The sequence below is a fragment of the Streptomyces sp. MB09-01 genome, assembly GCF_033794505.1.
Classification (GTDB): Bacteria; Actinomycetota; Actinomycetes; order Streptomycetales; family Streptomycetaceae; genus Streptomyces.
Genome location: NZ_JARAYQ010000497.1, coordinates 1 through 2,644, shown reverse-complemented (window position 1 = coordinate 2,644; position 2,644 = coordinate 1). Strand labels below are relative to the sequence as shown.

Genomic DNA, 2,644 nt, shown 5'->3' with positions numbered 1-2,644 from the left:
GTTGATCGCCGGGAACAGCAGCGTGCCCTCGGACATCATCTCGTAGAGGCGGTGGACACCGGTGGTGGTCTCCTCCGTCACGCCGCGGATCTCGGACGCCAGCGCCGTCCAGTCGAGGGAGGTGTTCTGCAGCAGGCCCAGGACCAGGGCCATTTCCTCGGTCTCCGCGGTGGCCGGGTCCGGGACGGCGCCGGCCTTCTGGTATTCGACGCCCTTGTGGACCAGGAGGGTGGCGTCGCCGCCGTCGTCGAGGATCATGTTGGGGCCTGCATGGCCGGGCCAGGTCAGGGCCTGCTCGGTGCACCACCAGTACTCCTGGAGCGTCTCGCCCTTCCAGGCGAAGACGGGGATGCCCTGCGGGTCCTGGGGGGTGCCGTTCGGGCCCACCGCGACGGCGGCGGCCGCGTGGTCCTGGGTGGAGTAGATGTTGCAGGACACCCACCGCACCCGGGCACCGAGCGCCACCAGTGTCTCGATCAGGACGGCCGTCTGCACGGTCATGTGCAGGGAGCCGGTGATGCGGGCCCCGGCCAGCGGCTGCGAAGGGGCGTACTCCTTGCGGATCGACATCAGACCGGGCATCTCGTGCTCGGCCAGGGTGATCTCCTTGCGGCCGAAGGCGGCAAGGGACAGGTCTGCGACCTTGAAGTCCATGGGTTCTACTCCGTGATGGTGGTGGCGGGGTGCCGGCTGACGTTCAGGTTCTGATGGATCTCCAGCGTCGCGGTGGACTTGTTGAGGGTGATGTAGTGCAGGCCCGGCGCACCCTCGGCGAGCAGCCGCTCGGCCATCGCGGTCGCGTACTCGACCCCGATGCGGTGGCCGGCCGCCGGATCGTCCTTCGCCGCCTCCAGCCGCTGGGCCAGTGCGGGCGGGAAACGGGCGTCGCTGAGCTCGGCGAAGCGCCGGATCTGCCGGAAATCGGTGGCCGGCATGATCTCGGGAATGACCGGTGTCAGACAGCCGACGGCGCCGAGCCGGTCGCGCAGACGCAGGTAGTCCTCGGCGTGGAAGAACATCTGGGTGATGGCGTAGTCGGCGCCCGCCCGGCACTTCGCGGCGAAGTGCCGGATGTCCTCGCTCCACCCGGGCGAGCGCGGATGACGCTCGGGGAACGCCGCGACACCGACCGTGAAGTCACCCAACTGCCGTATCAGAGTGACCAGTTCATGGGCGTGCGACAGTCCTTCCGGATGCGGCGTCCACTGCCCCTTCGGGTCGCCGGGCGGGTCACCGCGCAGGGCGAGGACGTCACGGATGCCCGCGTCGGCGTACTGGCCGATGATGTGGCGCAGCTCGGCGACCGAGTGCCCCACCGCCGTCAGGTGCGCGACCGGGCGCAGGGTGGTCTGCGCCGCGATGCGCTTGGTGACCTCCACCGTCCGGTCGCGGGAGGAGCCGCCGGCCCCGTAGGTGACGGAGACGAACGACGGCGCGAACGGCTCGATCCGGCGGATCGCCGCCCACAGGGTGCGCTCTGCGGCGTCGGTCTTCGGCGGGAAGAACTCGAACGAGAAGGTCCGCCGCCCCTGGGACAGCAGCTCGCGGACACCGGGCACAGCGGGGGCGGCGGTGCGGGGGCGGTCGGTGGTGGCGGCCAGAGCAGCCGGCATGTCCAGCTCCTTTCCAACGCGTTCGGGCTCAGCGCGCGTTGAAGTACGTCGCTTCGGGGTGGTGGATCACGATCGCGTCGGTGGACTGCTCCGGGTGGAGCTGGAACTCCTCCGACAGGCGCACCCCGATCCGCTCCGGCTCCAGGAGGCCGGCGATCTTCACGCGGTCCTCCAGGTCGGGGCAGGCGGGGTAGCCCAGCGAGTAGCGGCAGCCCTGGTACTCGGTGCGGAACATGCCGTCCATGGAGCCCGGATCGGATCCGGCGATGCCCAGTTCGGCGCGGACGCGGGCGTGCCAGTACTCGGCCAGGGCCTCGGCGAGCTGCACCGAGAGGCCGTGCAGCTCCAGGTACTCGCGGTAGGAGTCGGCGGCGAACAGCCGGGCCGTCTCCTGGCCGATACGGCTACCGACGGTGACGACCTGGAAGCCCACGACGTCGGTGTCCCCGCCGTCCTCCGGGCGGAAGAAGTCCGCCAGGCACAGCCGGCGGCCGCGGCCCTGGCGGGGGAAGGTGAAACGGGTCCGCTCGGATCCGTTCTCGTCCAGGACGATCAGGTCCTCGCCCTTGGAGACGCACCGGAAGTAGCCGTGCACGACAGCCGCCTCCAGCAGCCCGCCGGTGTGCAGGCGCTCCAGCCAGCCGCGCAGCCGGGGCCGCCCGTCCGTCTCGATGGTTTCGGTCTCCTTCAAACCCCACTGGCCCTTGAACAGCGCCGTCTCGTCCAGCCAGGAGGCGTAGTCCTTGAGCGGGATGCCCTTGACGACGCGGGTGCCCCAGAACGGCGGGGCGGGCACCGGATTGTCGACGGCCACCTCCGAGCGGCCGCCGGGCTGCGGCTGCGCCGCCAGGAGCGGCGTATCGCGGCGGGCTACACGGCGCTGCTTCAGGGGCGGCAGCACGACGCCGGGAACACCGCGCTTGACCCCCATCAGGGCGTCCATGAGGCGCAGGCCTTCGAAGGCGTCGCGGGCGTAGCGGACCTCGCCCTCGTAGATTTCGTGGAGGTCCTGTTCGACGTAGGCGCGGGTC

At 70.7% G+C, this 2,644-nt stretch carries 3 protein-coding genes; all 3 read right to left on the bottom strand.

Features of this window, described 5'->3' with window-relative positions; genetic code table 11:
• Nucleotides 1-654: adenosylhomocysteinase (locus PV721_RS42835; protein WP_319734230.1), on the bottom strand; the 654-nt coding region annotated here is incomplete at its 3' end.
• Between the two features lie 5 nt (nt 655-659).
• Nucleotides 660-1,613 (bottom strand): methylenetetrahydrofolate reductase [NAD(P)H], encoded by a 954-nt coding sequence (gene metF / locus PV721_RS42830; protein ID WP_416371298.1) that lies wholly within the window; start codon nt 1,611-1,613, stop codon nt 660-662.
• A 28-nt stretch (nt 1,614-1,641) separates the two neighbouring features.
• A partial coding sequence (locus PV721_RS42825; protein WP_319734228.1) for a vitamin B12 dependent-methionine synthase activation domain-containing protein occupies nt 1,642-2,644 on the bottom strand: 1,003 nt, incomplete at its 5' end.